The organism is Pseudenhygromyxa sp. WMMC2535 (assembly GCF_011083025.2).
Window position 1 is genome coordinate 4562994 of the sequence record NZ_JABJWV010000001.1, and the last position, 18879, is coordinate 4581872.

Below are 18879 nucleotides of genomic sequence, written 5' to 3' on the forward strand. Positions count from 1 at the left end.
GCTCGCACCCGACGCCCTCGGTGGTCGAGGCGGACCGCGCTTGCTAGTCTTCGCCGCTCATGATGGCCCAAGCCGGCAGCTCCAGGGAGCCTTCTCGCGCCAGCAGGCTGATCCTCGTGGGGGTCGTCGCCCTCGTCGCCCTCGGTCTGGATCTGTGGTCCAAGGCCTGGGCCTGGGAGCACCTGCGTGATCAGCCTGCGGTGGAGGTCATCGAAGGCTTCTTCTATCTGAAGTTCGGCTTCAACACCGGCGCCGCCTTCAGCTTCTTGCGCGACGAGTCCTGGGCGCGGCTCTTCTTCATCTCCGTGACCTTCCTGGCCCTGGGCTACATGGGCTGGCTGGCGCTCAAGATGTCGACCAAGCGCGCCTACGGCTTCGTGGCCGTCGGGCTGATCGCCGCGGGCGCGAGCGGCAACCTCCACGACCGCTTCTTCCGCATCGACGAGGTGTGGATCAACGGCGAGTTCGCCCCGCGCCACGGCGTGGTCGACTTCCTGCAGTTCTACTACCCGTGGAACCCCGAGAAGTACTGGCCGATCTTCAACGTCGCCGACACGGCCCTGGTCTGCGGGGTCGCCCTGCTGCTGCTCTTCTTGCACTTCCACGGGGCCGAAGGGACGCTCGCGGCCGAAGACGACAAGTCGAAGGCAAAGGCGAAGGCGGACGAGGCCGACGCGTCCGCCGCCGAACCCGAGGCCGAAGACGCGGGCGAAGACGAGGACGAGTCCGAGCTCGTCCCGGCCTGAAGCCGCTCGACCCTCCCCGGAAACAAAAAAGCCGCAGGTCGCCCCTGCGGCTTTTTTCGGTGGTGGTGGGCGCTTCAGGGCGCGCTCTCGATGATGATCCACGGCGCGCCCGTCAGCGAGAGCGCCACCGTGCCGGCCTCGGGCTCGGCGTGGGTGAGGGCCTCGGTCTGGGCGTAGTCCCAGGCGTAGAGGTCGACATCGCCGTCGACGGCGAGCGCGTACTCGGCGGCCGCGTCCTCGCTCGTGCCCTCGGCCACGGCCCACAGCACCCAGGCGGCGCGCGCGTCGGGCAGGCGCAGGGCGACGCCGTCGACGTCCGCGGGCAGCCCGAGCTCGGCGGCGCTCGAGTCGAGGACGGCCTCGCCGAGCAGGCCGCCGTAGGTCTTCAGCGCGACCCCGGTGTCGGTCAGCGCGGCCTCGTTGGTCTCGGCGAGCGCTCCCACGTATTCGTAGAGACCCATGAAGGCGTAGGGGTTCTCGGACCCGGAGTCGAGCGCCTCACCGTCGGAGAGCAGGAACCAGTCGACGCCGAGGATCCCCGCGCCCTGGGCGAGGGCCATGACCTTGATGATGTAGTTGCGGGCGTAGGCGGGCCCGCTCGGGGTGTCGGCGATGGCGACGTGGGAGGCCCCGGACTCCGTGGACACGAAGGCCTTGCCGGTGACCCCATTGGCCGCGAGGACCTCGGCGAGGGCGTCGCGCTTGGCGACGAAGGCCCGGGCCGCGCCGCTCGAGTTGGCCGGCTCGTAGTGGGGGTAGAAGTGGTAGCTGACGATGTCGAACCACGCCCCGCCGCGCTCGGGATACTCGGTCGTGACCGCGCCGCCCTCGGGGTTGTCGGTGTAGCGGACGATCGCGTCGAGGAAGTTGTCCCAGCCGATGCCGCCGAGGGCGATCTTGGCCTCCGGGTCGGCGAAGGTCGCCGCCTCCTTGGTGACCCGGAGCATGCGGATGTAGGCGAAGATGTCGGCGTTGAAGTGCGGGAGCTGGTCGGCCGTCGGCGGCTGCGTGTCCCAGGTCTGGGTCACGGTCCAGTCGGAGACCCAGTCGGGCTCGTTCCACACCTCCCACAGCTTCACGTAGTCCCCGTAGGTGCTGACCGTCTGAAACACGTAGTCGGCCCAGTAGTTGTCGGGGTTGATCTCCCCGTCGACGAAGATGGGCTCGTAGAGGTTGCGGGGGGCCCAGTTGTCGAGCTGCCAGTTGGGCGTGTCCGCGGGGGCGGTGGCGTGCTCGAGGGTCGGGCCGACCAAGAAGGCGAGGAGGTCTCGCTTGCCGTCGTCGGCGTAGGCCTGCATGTCGCCGAGCTCGATCTCCCAGCCCCACTGGTCGAGGTGGTACTCCGGGAGCTTGGCGCGCAGGCTGTTGCAGCCCGCGGCGGCCGAGAGCGCGCTGAGATCGGCGTCACTCCACGCGCTGTTCGGGTAGCCGTGGTTGATGCCGACGCGGAATTTACCGTCGAGATCGAGGGGGTCCTCTCCGCCCTCGGTGTCGCTGCCCTCGGTGTCGTTGGCGTCGGTGTCACTGGCGTCGGTGTCGCTGCCCTCTGTGCCCTCGGTGCCGCCTGTGCCCTCGGTGCCGCTGCCCTCGGTGCCGCTGCCCTCGGTGTCGCCGAGCTCGTCTCCCCCGCTCGTGTCGGTGTCGCTGCCCGGGCCGTCATCGCTGGCGCAGGCGCTGGTGAGCAGGAGCATCGCGGTGAGGGCCGAGCTGGCGAGCGCGAGGCTCGAAGCAAGCACGCGCTCGCCGAGACGAGGCTGTAATTGAAGTTGCTGGTTCATCTTTGGCCTGTTCGTGGCGCCTATCGTGGGCACCAGGGAGTCGGTCGACGCAGGCTTTGGCCTGCTCGATTCACGACTCCTTCGTGCCCGCGCATGCGGACGACCATCCCGAAACGGATGGAGCTCACGCTCAGACCAAGAGCACGTCGATCTTCGCGCAGGCGGCCTCGGTGACCAGCGAGAGCGCGGTGAGCTCGGCCAGCGGATCCTCGGGGATGCCGTTGGACAGCAGCCGATTGCGCAGGGTGAGCAGCGGGACCGAGTCGCCGTCGAGCCAGGCCACGAAGCGCTCGAGCGCCTTGGCCTCATCGAGGGGCAGGTTCTCGCCGCGCAGCTCGAGGGTGTGGTAGCCGATCATCGTCAGCCGCTCGAGGGCCTCGCGGAGCACGGGGTCGAGGCGGCGCTGATCCGTGGCCAGGCACCACAGCACGCGGTTGCGCAGGCGGTGGCTGAGGGTCCGCAGCGCCCGCTCGAGCTCGTGGCGGAGGTCGGAGGGGGTGATCTCGAGGCTAGCGAAGGGGTCGTCTCCGGCGAGGACCACGTTGCGCGCCCGCCACTCGGCGATCTCGAGGGCGTGGACGTCCGTCGAGCCGAGCAGCTCGAGGGCGGTCACGGTGCGGATCTGCAAGCCGGCACGCAGTGGCCCGGCGAGGCCGAGGGCGAGGTCATGGAGGAGCGCGGGGTCGAGGGTCTGGGCGACCACGAGGAGCTCGGGCATGCCCCCGCGATAGTTGCGGTTGGGGCCTGCCGCGGCGCCGATCAGACAGACCGCCAACAAGCGCTCGGCGAGGGCCGCCTCGGCGGCGCTCGCTGCCTCGTGAATGTGCGCGCGGGTCTGCTCCGGGAGCCACTCGAGTCCGGGCATGGGGTCTACAATAGCCGAAGGGCGGCTAAACCCGCAGAGATTGACGAAGTCTGGCGGCACCGTGTGCGCATTGACCGGGCCGTCGGCTGGTCGAGCGTGCGGCCCGAGCTGTGTCTGGGCCAGCTGCGAATCGCGCTGCGCTCGCGGACTCGCAGCTCAGGCGTCACTGGCTCGAGCGGCCGCCTCTAGGCTCGCGTCGACCGCCTGCCAGCATGCCTCCAGGCTCGCCTCGTCGCTGGCCTGGCCGAGGCGCTCGAGGGCGGCCTCGACCTGCGCCATGGCCTCGGACACGGCCTGGTAGCCGTAGGTGCCGGCGGTGCCGTGGAGGGTGTGCGCCGTGCGGTGAGCCGTTTCCACGGCGCTGGCGAAGTCTTCGGCGCTGGCCGTGCGGACCGTGTCGACGGCCGCGCGGAGCCCGTCGAGCTTCGCGCCGAGGCCTTCGGCGTAGCGCTTGCGCAGGGCGTCCATGCGGTTGCGGCCGCGCTGCTTCGCGGGCTGCGCAAAGATGCTCTTGACCTCTTCGGGCAGGCGCATGGGATCGAAGGGCTTGGCGATGACCCCCGCCGCGCCCAGGCCCACGTAGCGCTCGCGCTCTTGGGTCTGGACCTTGGCGGTCATGAAGATCACGGGGATGTCGCGGGTCTCGGCCTGGGCGGCGAGGGCCTTGAAGGTCTCCACGCCGTCCATCTCGGGCATCATCACGTCGAGGATGATGACGTCCGGCTTGTGCCTGGAGGCGAGCGCGATGGCCTCCTGACCACAGGTTGCGAGGAAGGTCTCCCAGCCGCCGACGTGGGCCAGGCTCATCTGGGCAATGGTGCGAATGTCGGGCTCGTCGTCGACGAGCATGATCGAGCGAATGGTGGTCACCGGGGCCTCGAGGGAGCGCCCTCGAGGGAGCGCGCCGACGTCCAGTTTGAGGGACGCGCGCGCTCCATGTCGAGGGTGAATCCCGCTGCCACGGGGCGCAGGGTCATGCGCGCGATCTTTGCCGGCGCCGGCTCGGAGTCTGTGAATTTTTCCCGCGCGTCGTCAGGTGCGTCGCTGGGCCCCGCTCAGGCCTGGCGGCGAGTCTCGTCTTCGAGGTTGCGCAGGGCCTCGGCCAGTGCCTGACGGTGGTCGCGCTCGTTGGCGAGGTTGTTGCTCGCTGCGAGGTTGTTCAGCACCGTCGACAGGCGCAGCAGCCCCGAGCGCACGGGCACGGCCAGGCCGCGCTGGCGGGCGAGCTCTTTGGCGCGCAGGTGCAGGCGCTGAGTCAAGCTGCGATCGCCGTCGCTGTTGGGGGAGCCGATCAGGACCACCGACTGATCGATGAGATCGAGGATCGCGTCGAGCGAGCGGTCTTTGGTGCGCGGCCGCTCGCTGGCCGCGTGGAAGGGGCTGGACTCGGCCCGAAAGCGCCGCTGGGGGCGGTCGAACTCACCTTCGCCGATGGCAAAGTGAAAGCGCGAGCCAACCCCGGGCTGGCTCTCGACCCCGATGCCGCCGCCGTGGGCGTCGACGATGGCCTTGGAGATCGCCAGGCCCAGGCCGCTGCCGCCGACGGAGCGCGTGTCCGACTCGTCGAGCTGGGAGAACTTGCGAAAGAGCTTGGACATCTGCTCTTCGGGGATGCCCGGGCCCTCGTCGCACACGGAGAAGCGCACCGTGCCCGAAGAGATCTCCTCGAGCTCGACGGTGACCGTGTCCCCGGGCTTGGAGAATTTGATCGCGTTCGAGAGCAAGTTGATCAGCACCTGGAGCAGGCGGTCACGGTCGCCGTGGATCTCGCAGGTCGCCCCGAACTCGCGGACGAGGATCACCCCACACTCCTCGGCGAAGCCCGAGATCTCGGCGATCGCGTCCTCGACGAGGCGGACCGGGTCGAGCAGCTCGTTGCGTAGCTCGAGCTTGCCGGTCTCGATCTTGTCGAGGTCGAGGATGTCGTTGACCAGGCGGATCAGTCGCTCGGTGTTGCTCAGGGCGATCTTGACGAGGCTCTGGACTCGGGGGTCCAGATCACCGGCGACGCCGCCGTCGAGCAGGCCCAGGGACCCGCGGATCGAGGTCAGGGGCGTGCGCAGCTCGTGGCTGACGATCGACACGAACTCGTTTTTGAGCCGCTCGATGCGGGCGCGCTCGGTGATGTCGGTGGCGATGCCGACCACGCCCTCGATGTGGTTGGTGGCGCTGAAGGCCGGGGAGCAGCGCAGCTCGAAGGTCATGCGGCCGATCGGCGCGCTGGTGACCGCGGTCTCGCCAGACATGGCGCGGCGGACCGCACCGAGCATCTGGGGGACGTGGGCGAAGACCTCGAACACCGAGCGGCCGACGACGCGCTCGGGAGAGACGCCCAGGCCGGAGGCGCCGAGGCCGTCGAAGAGCGACAAGATCCCGTCGGCGTCGACGGAGAAGAGCACGATCGGCGCGCCCGTGATGATCGTGCGCAGCTGGTTTTCGCTGGCCAGCAGCGCCTCTTGGGCCCTGCGTCGGGAGGTCACGTCTTCCTCCGTGACCAGGGCCATGCGCGGCGCGCCCTCCACGGCGCTGACCTGGATCGCGTACCAGCAGCGGCCGCGCGGGCCGTCGCGGGCGATCTCCAGGTCGAAGCAGCGCCGGCGTCCGTCGAGGACCTCGAGCACGCCGGCGACCAGCGAGCCGAGCTCGTCGCTGGGTCCACGCGGGTTGAGGCGCGCGACGTAGTAGCTGCCGATCGGTCGCCGAGGCGGCGCGTCCGGGGGGTCACAGTCTGGCGGAGAGAGCCAATTGCCGTTGGCTGCGATCACCCGACCCTCGGCGTCGAGCAGCGCCGCGCGGCTCGGCATCGCGTCCAGTAGCTGATCCGCCCAGGCGCGGGGTCGCTCGCGTAGGTCGGAAGTCACCGGCGTTCGAGTATGCCGCGAGCCCGGACGGACCACCAATTTGTGCGACGGCCCAGCCCCCAGGCTTGGCGAGAGAGCGGTGCTCAGCGGCTCGCGCGCGTATAATTCGGAGCTTTCGGGCCCAGGCCCTTGTCACCCGCCGAAGCTGCCTGCCATAAAGTACAGCAATGGCCAGCGACTCAATCGCACGCAAGAAGGCCAGGGTGTTGGTGGTGGACGATGACGTCGACCTCCTCGCCCTGCTCGAAGCCGGGCTCGAGGACGGGGGCTACGACGTCGACGTATGTGGGTCCGCAGAGCGGGCGCTCGAGATGCTCGAAGTCGCCGCTCACGACATCATCGTCACCGACATCAACCTCCCTGGGATGAGCGGCCTCGAGTTCTGCTCGCGGGTGGTGTCCGAGCGCGCCAACGCGGTGGTCATGGTGATGACCGCCTTCTCCAGCATCAAGTCGGCGGTCACGGCCCTGCGCGCGGGCGCCTACGACTACCTGATGAAGCCGCTCGACATCGACGCCCTCGTCCACCGCCTCGATCGGGTGGTCCGCGAGCGCGACACCCAGCGAGAGGTCGAGCGCCTGCGGGAGATCGTCGCCGAGGAGCGGGGCTTCGAGGGCCTGCTCGGGACCTCGGCGCCGATGCAGAAGCTCTACGATCTGGTCGCCCGCGCGGGCGAGACCGACGCCTCCGTGCTGGTCACCGGCGAGAGCGGCACCGGCAAGGAGCTGGTCTCCCGGGCCCTGCACCGTCGCAGCGCCCGCAGCGCTGGGCCCTTCGTGCCCGTGAACTGCTCGGCGATCCCCGATCAGCTGCTCGAGAGCGAGCTCTTCGGTCACGCCCAGGGGGCCTTCACCGACGCCCGCAAGTCTCGCTCGGGGCTCTTCGTCGAGGCCACCGGCGGCACCCTCTTCCTCGACGAGATCGGCGAGATCCCGCTCCTGGTCCAGCCCAAGCTGCTGCGCGCCCTCGAGGAGCGCAAGGTCCGGCCGGTCGGCGCCGACAAGGAGGCCGACGTCGACGTGCGCCTGGTCGCCGCGACCAACCGCGACCTCGAGGCGGCCGTCGAGGACGGCAGCTTCCGCGAGGACCTGTTCTTCCGCGTCAACGTGATCCACATCCACGTGCCGCCGCTGCGCGCCCGCGGTGGGGACGTGCTGCTCCTGGCGCAGAGCTTCCTCGAGCGCTACGCCGCGCGCTTCGGCAAGGGCGTCGAGGGCCTCAGCTCGGCCTCGGCCGAGCGGCTGATGGCCTACAACTGGCCCGGCAACGTCCGCGAGCTGCGCAACTGCATCGAGCGCGCCGTGGCCCTCGGGCGCGGGCCGGAGATCCAGGTCGAGGACCTGCCCGAGCGCGTGCGCACCCACAGCCGCGCTCAGCTCGTCGTCGGCAGCGACGATCCCTCGGAGCTCGCCGAGCTCGCCGAGATCGAGCGCCGCTACATTCTCCATGTCATGGAGGTCGTCGGCGGCAACAAGAGCCTCGCGGCCAAGACCCTGGGCCTCGACCGCAAGACCCTCTACCGCAAGCTCCAGCGCTACTCTCGGGCCGAGAGCGGCGGCGCGGCCTGAGCCGGCCGGCGCCGAGCGAGCAGTAGACGACCTCGTGGGCTCGGGTGCCAGCTCTTGGCCCCGAGCCCGCGCTCAATTGGGCCCGAGAGCGGCGGCCTGGGGCTCGCTGGTGGCGGCGAGTCCCGGTGTGCCAGGTCCGGTCCGTGCTGGCGCGCTCGCCCAGGGCGGCGCGTCGAGGCCGTCGAGGGTCCACGGCTCGAGGATCACCTGCTTGACGACCTTGGCGAGCACGCCGCCTTGGAAGCCGTCGATGAAGCGGTGGTCGATGGTCGCCGTGATCGTCACCTGGTTGCGGACCTCGAGCGCGCCATCGACGACGGTCGCGGCCGGGCGCACGGCCCCGATCAGCACGTAGACGGGCACCCGGGCGAAGGGCGTGGGCGGGACGAAGGCCTCGTCGAGGCCGAACATGCCGACGCTGGTCACGATGCAGGCGCCGAAGGGGAAGGGCTCGAGGCCGACGCCGCGCATGTCGAGGCCGAGGGCGCCGGTCAGCCAGCCCGTGAAGTGGACCAGCGGGCGGATGATCCAGGTGGGCAAGAAGTGCAGGGGGCCCTGGGTCTTCTCGAACTGCTCGTCCTCGCCGCGGTGGAGCTTGGTGGCCAGCGCCCGGAGCTCGCCGGCGATCCCGGTCACGGGCTTTTGGTCGATGTCCTCGACCTTGGCCTTGGCGAGGTTGCGGCCGCCCTCGAGGGCGACGAGGAAGGCCACGTTGACGCGCTCGTGGGGGTGGTAGCGACCGAAGCGCAAGAAGCCGTTGAGGGTGGGCGCCTGGGCCAGGGCCATGCCCGCCGCCTTGCCGACGAGGTGGGTCATCGTGACCTTCTCGCCGGTCTCGGCGCGCAGGTGCTCGATGTAACGCAGGGCGTTCTCGGCGTCGACGGTCATCTTGCCGTAGATGTTGCCCTCGCTGGGGCTTCGCCAGGTTGCGATGGCGAGCTTGCGGCGCACGGTCATTTTGGCCATGGCCGCTGACTGTAGCTGGTTTGGGGCCCCGCGGTCATTTGCGGCGCGCCGACACGCGCGAGCCCGCCGTCGGCTCGTGGCCGAGGCGGGCTCGTGTCATGCAAAGACCGGCGTTTGGGCGCTCAGTTGCACATGCAGGCCGGCGCGCCGACGAGCTCGCGGCTGACCTCGGTGCCGACGTAGGTCCAGGTCACCGTGGAGTTGTCGTCTTGCTCGATCACGGTGGTCGCCATGGTGAAGCCGCTGAAGTCGGCGTTGAACACGAAGTCGCTGGCCGGCTGATCCTTGACCTCGTCCTGGGGCACGGGCTCGCCGTCGGGAAATCCGCCGAGGGAGCAGAGCAGTCCCGTGCACAGCAGCTGGCCCATGGACTCCATGCCGACGATCGCCGCCGGCTCCCAGGCGACGGTGGTGCCGTTCACGGTCCCGGTGGTCACGCCGCAGGCGTCGGGGCCGGCGCTGGTCTCGAGGTCCGTGGCCACTGTGACGGCGGACTCGACGACGAAGTGCAGGCTCATGTCGTAGGAGACCATGGCCGCGAGTCCCCCGGGGTCGCCGTCGACATCTTGGAAGCGGAGCACGAAGTTGCCGGGGCCGACGTGGTCGTTGTCGGTGTAGGGCTCCTGGACGACGTTGACCTGATCCCCTGCGCCAGCAGCGGGCGTGTCCTTGATCTCGAACTCGCTGTCGGTAAGATCGTAGGTGATCTCCCAGACCTCGCACACGCTCTCGGTGGTCTCCGAGGTGTCGGTCGAGTCGGTGTCGGCGTCGGTGTCGGTGGACTCGGTGGTGTCGACGTCCGTATCGGTGGACTCGGTGGTGTCGGTGGACTCGGTGGTGTCGATGTCGGTGTCGGTCGAGTCCGCGGTGTCGGTGGACTCGGTCGAGTCGCCAGCGGTGTCGTCGACGTCCTCGCTGCCCTCGCCACCGCCGTCGTCGCTGCACGCGACGAGGGAGGCGAAACAGAGCCCGAGCCCGAGGAAGAGGGAGGTCTTAGGAAAAGCGCGCATTGGAGCAGGATAGGCGCGGGTTTTGGAGACAAATGTGATCTGGATCAAGAGTCCCCACCTACCGAATTGGCTGCGCAGATGGGCAGAAAGAGGTCCTGCTCACACGAAGAGAGCGTCTTTGCCCCGGAGATTCGCCGAAAAACTGCGAAGCGTGCATGGATCGGGCACGATCCATGAACGGGCTCGTCCCGGTCGTGTCATGCGTTCATGTGTCGTCCTTTTCCTACCCGGCGTGGTGCTGGCGCTAGCGCCGGCCGTGGCTGGTGCCGGTCAGCCGGCCGAGCAGCGCGAGGCTGCGGAGGTCAGCGCTACTCCAGCGGATGAGCCCACAGGTCAGCTCGACGCGCGAGCACCCGAATCGGGGGACGATTGGGAGACGCGTCGAGAAGAGGGGGGATGGGAGGCGCCGGAGGAGGGCCCCGCCGAGTCCGACGCGCGCCAGACGGGGGAGCGAAAGGACATCCCGTGGATCCGCCGCTGGGCGCCGGAGGCGAACACCGGTGAGATCGGGATCTACGGCGGCGTGTTGCTGCTCTCGGCCGACCACGAGCTCTTCGAGCCCGACCTCGACCAGGACGACCAGGGCTTTCGACCCTTGCGTCGCGTCAACCCGGACCTCGGTCTGCGCATCGGCTACTACCCGCTGCGCTTCTTCGGCCTCGAGGCCGAGGGCGGCGTCGCGCCGAGCCGCGTCGACGACGGCCAGGGCGTGATGCCCTTCATGGTCCGCGGTCAGGTCGTGGGTCAGCTCGGGCTGTGGAGCGTGACCCCCTTCGTGCTCGTCGGCGGCGGGCTGATCGGCGTGCGCTCTGCCCGTGAGGCCCTGGGCGACGACGTGGATCCGGCGCTGCACTTCGGCGGCGGCGTGAAGTTCTACCTCGACCGCTGGGTGAGCCTGCGCCTCGACGTGCGCGACGTGGTCAGCAACCGCCGCGGCGTCGAGCAGACCTTCGAGGCCCACAACCTCGAGGCGCTGCTGAGCCTGTCGATCGTCCTCGGGCGCTCGCGAGCCCAGCGCAAGTCGACGCCGCCGCCGCCGGACGAGCCGCGCGACAGCGACGGCGACGGGATCTTCGACGACGTGGATCAGTGCGTCGACGATCCGGAGACCGTCAACGGCTTCGAGGACGAGGACGGCTGCCCCGAGCAGGACCGCGACGGCGACGGCTTTTGGGACGCGCAGGACGCCTGCCCCGACGAGGCCGGCGTCGAGCCCGATGGCTGCCCGATCCGCGACACCGACGGCGACGGGATCTTCGACGACGTGGATCAGTGCGTCGAGGAGCCCGAGACCGAAAACGGCTTCGAGGACGCCGACGGCTGCCCCGACGCGCTGCCCGAGGCCGTCGAGCGCTTCAACGGCAGCATCAAGGGCATCACCTTCGAGACCAACGAGGCGATCATCAAGCGCAGCTCGCTGCCGGCGCTGGACGAGGCCGTGCGGACCTTGACCAAGTACCCGGACGTGCGCATCGAGATCTCCGGGCACACCGACAGCAAGGGCGCGCGCGACCACAACATGGACCTGTCGCGGCGCCGCGCCGAGTCGGTGGCCAGCTACCTGATCGGCATGGGCGTGGCCGAGGACCGGATCACCACGGTGGGCTACGGCCCCGACGTCCCGGTCGACAGCAACGCGACCCGCGAGGGCCGGGCCAACAACCGGCGCATCGAGTTTCGCGTGCTCAAGGGCGCGGAGGCCCGCGGCGGGAGCGAGCCGGCGCCCGCGGTGGAGCCTGCCGGGACCGCGGCCGAAGGTGAGGTCTCCGTGGGCGCGCAGGGCTCCGAAGCCGGCGAGTAGCGCCGGGCTGCTCGTCGGGAGCGCGCTCGCGGCTGCGCTGGGGTTTTTTCACGGGTTCGCTCGCGCGAGAGCAGGCCTCCCGAGCGAGGCCTGCTCTCGCGCCGCGCCCGCTTCGGGCCGCGCCGGTGCTCGAGGTGAGCGATCCTGGTCGCCCGCGACTTGTTCGCCGCGCCCGGGGGAGACATACAAGCTGGGTGCACCACCAATTCGTCGGTGACCTCGCCATGCTCCTGGGCGTGGCCGCGCTGATCAGCGTGATCTTCCAGCGCCTGGGTCAGTCGAGCGTGCTCGGCTACCTGTTCGCGGGCCTGGTGGTCGGCCCCTACATCCCGATCCCGATCTTCGCCGACGCCGAGCGCATCGGCGCGCTCTCGGAGTTCGGGGTCGTGCTGGTGATGTTCGCCGTCGGCCTCGAGTTCAGCGTGCGCCGGCTGTTGCGGGTGCTGCCCACGGCCGGCTTCACCGGGCTGTTTCAGGTCTGCGCGCTGATGGCCGTGGCCTTCTCGGTCGCCCGGGGCCTGGGCTTCGAGGTCATGGACGCGGTCTTCCTCGCGGCCAGCGTGGCGATCTCCAGCACCATGGTCGTCGCCAAGGTGTTCGCCGAGCGGCCGCCGGATCCCCGGGTCCGCGAGCTGGTGTTCGGGGTGCTGGTGATCCAGGATCTCGCGGCGCTCGTGCTGGTCGCCGGCCTGACCGCCGTCGCCGCCGGCGCCGGGCTCTCGCCGGAGATGCTCGGCTCGACGCTGCTCGAGCTGCTCGGGGTGTTGGTCGGGCTGACGGTCGTCGGGCTGTTCGTGGTCCCACGCCTGGTCCGCTTCCTCGCCGACCGCGGGAGCACCGAGACCTTGCTGGTCGGCGCGATCGCGCTGTGCTTCGTCATGGCAAGCCTCGCCGAGCACCTCGGCTACTCGGTCGCGCTCGGGGCCTTCCTCGCGGGCACCTTGGTCGCCGAGGCCGGCCGCACTCACCGGATCGAGGAGCTCGTCCACCCGGTCCGCGACCTCTTCGCCGCGGTCTTCTTCGTGTCCGTCGGCATGTCCGTGGACCCGATGTTGGCCATCGATCACATCGGCCTGTCGCTGCTGGTCGCGGCGGTGGTGATCGTCACGCAATTCCTGGCCGTCAGCACTGCGGGGATCCTCAGCGGCAACGGGGTCCGGCGCTCGGTCACCGCCGGGCTCTCGCTCGGGCAGATCGGCGAGTTCGGGTTCATCATCGCCGCCATCGGCGTGAGCGCGGGGATCGTCGGTGACTACCTCCAGCCGGTGGTCGTGACCGTCGCGGTGCTGACCGCGTTCACCACCCCGCTGATGGTCCGGGTCTCGGATCGCCTGGCCAAGGCCGTGGACCAGGTCCTCCCGCGGCCGCTACAGACCTTCGCGAGCCTGTGCGAGTCGTGGTTCGAGGCCGTGCGCGAGGCCCCGCCCTCGCCGGACAAGCGCTCGCACCTGCGCAACACGGCGATCGTGATCACCATCGACGGCCTGGCCCTGGCCGGGATTTGGGTGTTGATCTCGCACTTCCGTGTGGAGATCGGCGCTTGGCTGGGGCCGCGGGTGCCGGGGATCTTGGTGATCCTCGCCGGGGCGATCCTGAGCCTGCCGCTGATCATCGCGCTGCTGCGCTCGGCTCGGCGGGCCGGCCACCTGCTCGCCGAGCGGGTGATCCCGATGCGCTCGCCCGGGGCCATGGACCCTGGCCAGGCGCCGCGTCGGGCCTTCGTCGTGGCCCTCCAGTCCATGGTCGTGCTCGCCGTCGGGGCGCCGATCGTCGCCCTCACGGCGCCCCTGGTCGGCGCGCCCTGGGGGCTGATCGGCCTGGCCGCGCTCACCTTGGGCCTCGCCGTGCTGTTTTGGCGCTCGGCGACCAACCTCCAGGGTCACGTGCGCGCCGGCGCCACGGCGCTCGTCGAATTGCTCGGGCGTCAGATGGCCGACGAGAGCGAGCACCCGCAGGGCGACGCCCGGGCAGGGGGGCACCCGAGCCCCGGCCCGCGGAGCGAGGACCTGCTCCCTGGCCTGGGCTCGACCTCCCGGGTGGTCGTGTCCGCCGAAGCCTGGGCCGCGGGGCGGACCCTGGCCGAGCTCAACATCCGCGCCCTGACCGGGGCCACCGTCATCGCGATCGCCCACGAGGGCGAGACGACCTCGATGCCCTCGGGCCAAGACCGCCTGGATCCCGGCGACAGCCTGGTGCTCGCCGGGGCTGCCCACGCGGTCGAGGCCGCGCGCGGCCTGCTCGACACCGGAAAGATCGAGTAGCGAGAATTTTTTTCATGCCTCGAGCGCACTCGCGGCGCGCCCGGGCCGAAGACTGGGCATGTGGACGCTACTCTTCCCTCCCACCTGTCTCGGCTGCGGCTGCCTGCTGCGCCATGATCTGGCCCTGGCCCTGTGCAGCCGCTGCGGCCCCGAGCAAGCCCGGCTGCCCCGCTCGCTGAGCGTGCGCGAGGGCGTGCGCGCGGCCTGGAGCTACGACGGGCCGCTGGCGCGGGCCGTCGTCTCGCTCAAATTCTCGGGCGGCCTCGCCCTCGCGGGGCCCCTGGGTCGGCTGCTCGCCGAAGATCCCTGGCTACGCGCGAGCCCGAGCGGCGCGCCCTGGGACGTGATCACGGCGGTCCCCCTGCACTGGCGGCGCCGCCTCGCCCGGGGCTTCGATCAGAGCGAGGAGCTCGCGCGCTGGGCCCAGCGCCACGGCGCGCGCATGGGCGCCGCCGAGCTCCAGCGCGTGCTGACTCGCCGGCGGGCGACCACCCCCCAGACCGAGCTCGGCGCCGACGCCCGCCGCGTCAACGTCAGGGGGGCCTTTCGCGTACGAACTCGAGCTCGGGTGTCGGGCCGGCGCGTCTTGGTGATCGACGACGTGACCACGACGGGGGCGACCATGGCGGCCTGCCTCGAGGCCCTGCGCGAGGCCGGCGCAGGGGAGGTCGCAGGGCTCGCGCTGTTGCGGCGGATCTGAGCGCAGCGGGGTTGCGCGGGCCGCTGGGCGGTGATGGTTCGAAATTGCTCGCGAAGCGGTTCAAGCTCGATCCACGCCCACGGCCCGCGCCTCACCCTGTACTTTGGACAGGCGCTTGGGAATTTCAGTTTTTTCGTCAGATCCCTGCGAGAAGATGCAACGATCATCACCTCGCAGCGAACCTCTGGACCGGGCCACTCACCCGAGTCCCACCTGCGCCGCCTATCATGTTCGACAGCAACGTAGCCCTCGCCAGCGCCGCCGCCCTCTCTCTGCCCGACTTGACCGCGATCCCCGTCGCGGTCATCAGCGCGGACCCCCTGGTCGAGTCGGCCCTGCGCACGCGGCTGACCTCGGCGCGGGAGCTGGCGGTGGTCGACGAGGTCGAGCGCGCCCGGGTGCTGATCTGGGACGCCCTCGGCCTCGAGCTCGGCGAGGACGGCATGCCCGTGCTGCCGCCGGGTGCCCTGGAGCCGCGGCGCGAGTCGGGCGAGCCGCCCACCGTGGTCGCGCTGCTCCCCGAGGGCGTCGACCCCATGCCCTTGCTGGCCCTGGGTGTGCGCGGGGTGTTGGACCGCGACGCCGGCAACTCGCGGCTGCGCGCGGCGGTCCTCGCCGCAGAGCTCGGCTTGGTGATCCTCGACGAGGACCCCGGCGACGCGGTGGTGGCGAGCTGGTCTCCGGAGCAGACCGTCGCCGAAGCGCCGGCCGCCTCGCGGGCGCGTCCGCTAGCCGAGCTCACCCCGCGCGAGCGCGAGGTCCTCGAGCTCCTCGCCGACGGCCTGTCCAACCGGGTCATCGGTGAGCGCCTCGGCATCTCGGCGCACACGGTGAAATTTCACGTCGACGCGCTGCTCGACAAGCTCGAGGCCCGCTCGCGGACCCAGGCCGTGGTCCAGGCGATCCGCCGCGGCCTGCTCGAGCTGGCCTGAGTACGAGCGACACCCGAGCGCGAGAGCGCCGCTCGTGCGACGCTCGTGCGCATGGCCCAAAAGCCGCTGAAGATCGTCGCCAAGGTCGCGCTCGGGCTCTCGCTCGCGCTGCTCGCCTACCTCGCGCTGTGGCCGGTGGCCTTCGAGCCCGAGGCCTGGGAGGCTCCGCAGGCGCCAGCCCTGACCGGGGATTGGGCGGTCAACGAGGCCCTGGCCGAGGTCGAGCTGCTCGAGCTCCCGCCGGGTGAGGCCGGGCCCGAGGACCTCCACGAGCTCGGCGGCTTCATCTACACGGGCACCGACGCCGGGCACATCGTCCGCTGGCCGCGGGCAGGCGGGGCGCCGGAGATCGTCGCGGACACCGGGGGGCGGCCGCTCGGTCTGCACGTCGACGGCGAGGGTCGGCTGGTCATCGCCGACGGCGAGGCGGGGCTGCTGCGCCTCGAGGCCGACGGGAGCCTGACGACGCTGTGCGACCAGACCGAGGACGGCAGCCCGGTGAACTTCGCCGACGACCTGGACATCGCCGCCGACGGCAGCGTGTGGTTCTCCGACGCGAGCACGCGCCACAGCTACCACGACTCGATCGCGACGCTGATCGAGAACCGCCCGGACGGACGGCTGCTGCGCTGGCTGCCGGGGCGGGGGACCTGCGAGGTCGTGCTGAGCGGGCTCTACTTCGCCAACGGCGTGGCGCTGGCGGCCGACGGCAGCTTCGTGCTCGTCAACGAGACCGCGCGCTACCGCGTGCGTCGCTACTGGATCTCGGGGCCGCGGGCGGGGGAGGACGAGGGCTTCGTCGACAACCTCCCGGGCTTCCCCGATGGCGTCAGCCGCGGCGAGGACGGGCTGTTCTGGGTCGCCCTGGCCTCGACGCGCAACCCGATCATGGACGCCCTCGACGACAGCCCCGGCCTGCGCGAGGTCGTGCTGCGCCTGCCCGCCTTCGTCCAGCCCGCGCCCACGCGCCACCCCATCCTCGCGGTCTTCGACGCGCAGGGGACCCTCCAGCGCACGCTCCAAGATCCCGAAGGGCGGCGCTTCGCGGCCCCGACCAGCGCGCAGCAGCAAGGCGAGCGCGTCTACATCGGCAGCCTGACCGAGCCGCGCGCGGCGTGGCTCGAGCGCTGACGTCTGGGGCGAGCGCTGACGCTGTGGACTCGGGCGCCGCGTGCCGGAGCGCTGACGCTCAGTCCTCGTGCGCGCGGCCGAAGCTCCAGCCGTTGTCGACGCGCAAGTTGACGTGAAAGCGGGTGTACTCGCCCTGGGCGCTCTCGACCTCGAGCTCGCCGCGGTGCTCGCGGACGATGCCGTGGCTGACCGAGAGTCCCAGGCCCGTGCCCTCGTCACGGCCCTTGGTGGTGAAGAAGGGGTCGAAGATGCGCTCGAGGACCTCGGGGGCGATGCCGGTGCCGTGGTCTTCGACGGTGGTCCGCACCCAGGGCTCCCCCTCGCGCAGGATCGTGCGCGCGCTGATCGTGATCAGCTTGTTGTCGTCGAACTCGGGGTAGCGGCGGTTGAGGGCCTCGCGGGCGTTGCCGAGCAGGTTCATGAACACCTGCTGGATCTGCTGGCTGCGGCACTTGATCTTGGGCAGGTCCTCGGGGACGTCCACGCGCAAGACGATCTGATCGCGGCGCAGGACCGCGCGCATCAAGGTCAGCGAGGACTCGACGATGTCGTACATGCGCGCGGGGCTGTGGTGCTCCTTCTCCTGGCGTGCGAAGGCCAGGAGGTTGCGGACGATGTCGGCGACGCGCTCGGTCTCAGCGACGATCTCGCCGGCGAACTCGGCCACGGGGCCCTCGGGCTCGGCGCGGATCTGCACGAGGTCCGCGTAGTTCATGATGCTCTGGATCGGGTTGTTGATCTCGTGGGCGACCCCGCTGGCCAGGGTGCCGATGGACTCGAGCTTCTGTTGCTGGCGCAGCTGGGCCTCGAGGTTGGCGCGCTCGCGCTCGGCCGCGCGGCGGTCGGTGATGTCGGTGCCGACGAGCAGGAAGCCGCGCGCGTCGCCTTCGACGTGGGGGACGACCCGCATCGACCACCAGGTCTCCCACATGCCCTGGTAGGCCGGCCGCGCGTCCGACCCGAACGACGGGCCCGGCGGGCGGGCGATCTCGTAGCTGGTCGGCTCGCCGGTCAGCCGCGCGACGCTCATGGCCTCGCGCAGGGCCTGGGCCCGCTCCGCGTCGAGGAAGTCGAAGATCGGTCGGCCGTAGAGCGCGGCCGGGTCGAGCTTGCCGAGGCCCCGGTTGGTGACGACGACGCGGCCCTCGTCGTCGAGCTCGGTGATCTCGTCGGGGACGTTCTCCCACAAAAAGCGCCAGCGTGACTCGGAGCGGCGCAGGGCCTGCTCGGCGAGGCGTCGCTGCGTGACGTCGGTGAGGATCATCGTGATCGCGGCGACCTCCCGGCCGCGGATCACCGGGGCGGCCTGGACCTCGTACCAGCGCGTCGCGGCGGCCTCGGGGCTGGGCTCGTCCTGGCCGTCGCCGCGCCCCTGGAGCATGAACTCCTGGGCCTCGTTGGTCTCGACGATGCCGGCGATCACCTCGCGCATCGCGGCCTGGCCCCGCTCGCTGGCGAGGTCGAAGACCGTGCTCCCGATCAGCTCCCAGGGCTCGCGGCCGTCGCCGGGCATCTGGCGGTTGACGAAGAGGATCGTGCCCTCGAGGTCGATCGTCACGATCACGTTGGGCGCGTGTTCGACCAGGGAGAGGAAGCGGGCCTCGACGTGGCCGAGGGCGTCCTCGGTGCGCTTGCGCTCCGTGACGAGCTCGCCGCTGGCGTAGATCCGCCGGCCGATCCCCTCGCCCCGGCCCTCGAGCCGCTGGCGGACCCACATGAGTGAGCCATCACGACCGTGCAGTCGGAATTCGTGAATTGCTTGATCGCGCCCACCGGCCTCCCGGCCCGCGAGCACGGCCGCGATGGTCTGGGAGACGCCCTCGAAGTCCTCCGGGTGGACGATCGAGGGCGATAGCAGCTGGCGGATGTGCTCGGCGTCGTAGCCCGTCGTCCGCGTGAAGCTGCGCGTCGCCCAGGCGCGGCGCTCGAGGATGGGGCTTTTGTCATCACGCAGGGCCTGGACCTCGGCAAACCACCAGTAGCCGGAGGTCAGCTGTGAGAACACGTCCAGGTCGTCGCGGGCGCGCCGCAGCTCCGCGCGTGCTCGGGCGAGTTCGCGCCGTAGCTCGATGATCCTGGCGTCTTCTTCGTCGCCCGTCTCGTTTTCGTCACCCGTCTCATTGCCCGTCTGGGCGCGCGAGTGATCGCTTGGCCAAAGACGCTCCGCGCCCGGGGCGTCGCCGCCCCTCCCGACGCCAGGCCCCTCGCGGTCGGGGTCTTCCGACTCTTCGTCGCTAGTTCCCATGTCGGCGGATCGGTT

General features: G+C 70.6%; 14 protein-coding genes. 7 read left to right on the top strand and 7 right to left on the bottom strand.

What is annotated here, in order from left to right; all coding sequences use genetic code 11:
- The first annotated feature begins 59 nt into the window (after positions 1 to 59).
- The gene (lspA, locus tag G6O69_RS18005; protein WP_172304735.1) at positions 60 to 746 is read left to right on the top strand and encodes a signal peptidase II; all 687 of its coding nucleotides are present in this window, start codon (positions 60 to 62) and stop codon (positions 744 to 746) included.
- Positions 747 to 820: 74 nt separating this feature from the next.
- On the opposite strand, the gene G6O69_RS18010 is transcribed toward lspA, so the two are convergent.
- The 4 genes from G6O69_RS18010 to G6O69_RS18025 all read right to left on the bottom strand — a co-directional run bounded on the left by G6O69_RS18010 (position 821) and on the right by G6O69_RS18025 (position 6250).
- The gene (locus tag G6O69_RS18010; protein ID WP_172304736.1) at positions 821 to 2524 is read right to left on the bottom strand and encodes a hypothetical protein; all 1704 of its coding nucleotides are present in this window, start codon (positions 2522 to 2524) and stop codon (positions 821 to 823) included.
- Between the two features lie 130 nt (positions 2525 to 2654).
- Positions 2655 to 3389: a hypothetical protein gene (locus G6O69_RS18015; protein ID WP_172304737.1), complete on the bottom strand. Its 735-nt coding sequence runs from the start codon at positions 3387 to 3389 to the stop codon at positions 2655 to 2657.
- 156 nt (positions 3390 to 3545) lie between these two features.
- Positions 3546 to 4259, bottom strand: a complete 714-nt coding sequence (locus tag G6O69_RS18020; protein WP_172304738.1) for a response regulator — start codon at positions 4257 to 4259, stop codon at positions 3546 to 3548.
- 185 nt (positions 4260 to 4444) lie between these two features.
- Positions 4445 to 6250: an ATP-binding protein gene (locus tag G6O69_RS18025; protein WP_176396928.1), complete on the bottom strand. Its 1806-nt coding sequence runs from the start codon at positions 6248 to 6250 to the stop codon at positions 4445 to 4447.
- Between the two features lie 167 nt (positions 6251 to 6417).
- Here G6O69_RS18025 and G6O69_RS18030 point away from each other — a divergent pair, with 167 nt between their 5' ends.
- Positions 6418 to 7818 carry a sigma-54 dependent transcriptional regulator gene (locus tag G6O69_RS18030; RefSeq protein WP_172304740.1) on the top strand — a complete coding sequence of 467 codons (1401 nt, stop codon included), beginning with the start codon at positions 6418 to 6420 and terminating at the stop codon, positions 7816 to 7818.
- A gap of 72 nt (positions 7819 to 7890) precedes the next feature.
- Here G6O69_RS18030 and G6O69_RS18035 read toward each other — a convergent pair whose 3' ends face one another.
- Complete coding sequence (locus G6O69_RS18035) at positions 7891 to 8784, bottom strand: 2-oxo acid dehydrogenase subunit E2 (protein WP_172304741.1); 894 nt, start codon at positions 8782 to 8784, stop codon at positions 7891 to 7893.
- 122 nt (positions 8785 to 8906) lie between these two features.
- Positions 8907 to 9794 carry a hypothetical protein gene (locus G6O69_RS18040; RefSeq protein WP_172304742.1) on the bottom strand — a complete coding sequence of 296 codons (888 nt, stop codon included), beginning with the start codon at positions 9792 to 9794 and terminating at the stop codon, positions 8907 to 8909.
- Between the two features lie 232 nt (positions 9795 to 10026).
- Here G6O69_RS18040 and G6O69_RS18045 point away from each other — a divergent pair, with 232 nt between their 5' ends.
- The 5 genes from G6O69_RS18045 to G6O69_RS18065 all read left to right on the top strand — a co-directional run bounded on the left by G6O69_RS18045 (position 10027) and on the right by G6O69_RS18065 (position 16619).
- Positions 10027 to 11595: an OmpA family protein gene (locus G6O69_RS18045; RefSeq protein WP_172304743.1), complete on the top strand. Its 1569-nt coding sequence runs from the start codon at positions 10027 to 10029 to the stop codon at positions 11593 to 11595.
- A gap of 194 nt (positions 11596 to 11789) precedes the next feature.
- Positions 11790 to 13856 (top strand): cation:proton antiporter, encoded by a 2067-nt coding sequence (locus G6O69_RS18050; RefSeq protein ID WP_172304744.1) that lies wholly within the window; start codon positions 11790 to 11792, stop codon positions 13854 to 13856.
- A gap of 58 nt (positions 13857 to 13914) precedes the next feature.
- Complete coding sequence (locus G6O69_RS18055) at positions 13915 to 14556, top strand: ComF family protein (RefSeq protein ID WP_172304745.1); 642 nt, start codon at positions 13915 to 13917, stop codon at positions 14554 to 14556.
- A 227-nt stretch (positions 14557 to 14783) separates the two neighbouring features.
- Positions 14784 to 15488 (top strand): response regulator transcription factor, encoded by a 705-nt coding sequence (locus tag G6O69_RS41615; protein ID WP_275943084.1) that lies wholly within the window; start codon positions 14784 to 14786, stop codon positions 15486 to 15488.
- 51 nt (positions 15489 to 15539) lie between these two features.
- Positions 15540 to 16619, top strand: a complete 1080-nt coding sequence (locus G6O69_RS18065; protein ID WP_172304746.1) for an SMP-30/gluconolactonase/LRE family protein — start codon at positions 15540 to 15542, stop codon at positions 16617 to 16619.
- Between the two features lie 58 nt (positions 16620 to 16677).
- Here the strand turns inward: G6O69_RS18065 and G6O69_RS18070 are convergent, their stop codons facing one another.
- On the bottom strand, positions 16678 to 18864 hold the full coding sequence (locus G6O69_RS18070; protein WP_172304747.1) for a PAS domain S-box protein: 2187 nt from the start codon (positions 18862 to 18864) through the stop codon (positions 16678 to 16680).
- Positions 18865 to 18879 lie beyond the last annotated feature (15 nt).